The organism is Halalkalibacterium halodurans (assembly GCF_004376175.1).
GTDB classification, from domain to species: Bacteria; Bacillota; Bacilli; order Bacillales; family Bacillaceae_D; genus Halalkalibacterium; species Halalkalibacterium halodurans.
This window is the reverse complement of the sequence record NZ_SNUY01000176.1, coordinates 1-599: the sequence shown is the minus strand read 5'-3', so window position 1 is coordinate 599 and position 599 is coordinate 1. Positions and strand designations below refer to the sequence as shown.

Sequence of the window (599 nt, the reverse complement as noted above, 5' to 3'; positions counted from 1 at the left end):
TTTAATATAATTTCAAAAAAAATGTAAACTCACTCTCCGCTCTTAGCCTAATTTAATTTTTTTCTACGCTAGTTCTTCTGTAAAAATCGCTATCAACCAAGCAGAAATTAATTTTGTCCGGACGCTCCTAATAATACGAGAAATTTTTCATCTCCAACGAAATGTTCAGCTAAAGAAAGGGCACTTGCAATTCCATCCGCTTGATCTTGGATCATATAATGGAGATGCACCCCTAAATCTTTTCCATCACCTAATAGTTGAATGAAGGCGGCTAAATGTTCTCGTGAAGTTAAGATCAGGATTTCGTGAAGGCCGGCTTCCTTTGCTTTTAAAATCGACCAATAAATCATCGGATAGGAGCCAACGGGGAGTAGGTGCTTATTAATCACTCGGGTGATTGGAGATAGACGTGACCCCGTCCCTCCAGCTAAGATGACTGCCTTCCTCATGTTTTCACCCCCTTGTGGACGATCGTATTGTCAAAACTTTATATAAAATAGGCTATTAAATCCTATGTTAGAGGGCTTTATAAGCAAAAAAATTGCCACTCCCTGATTTCTGTAGATAATTGAGGTTACCAAACACCCAATTCCAGAAAA

Annotated in this window: 1 protein-coding gene; it reads right to left on the bottom strand. The window is 38.7% G+C overall.

What is annotated here, in order from left to right; genetic code table 11:
* Positions 1–107 precede the first annotated feature (107 nt).
* Complete coding sequence (locus E2L07_RS20670; protein ID WP_243855038.1) at positions 108–449, bottom strand: sugar phosphate nucleotidyltransferase; 342 nt, start codon at positions 447–449, stop codon at positions 108–110.
* Positions 450–599: the final 150 nt, after the last annotated feature.

Bases quoted from the DNA above. Each gene is read 5' to 3' on its own strand.
- E2L07_RS20670 (WP_243855038.1), bottom strand. From the start codon at position 449: ATGAGGAAGGCAGTCATCTTAGCTGGAGGGACGGGGTCACGTCTATCT.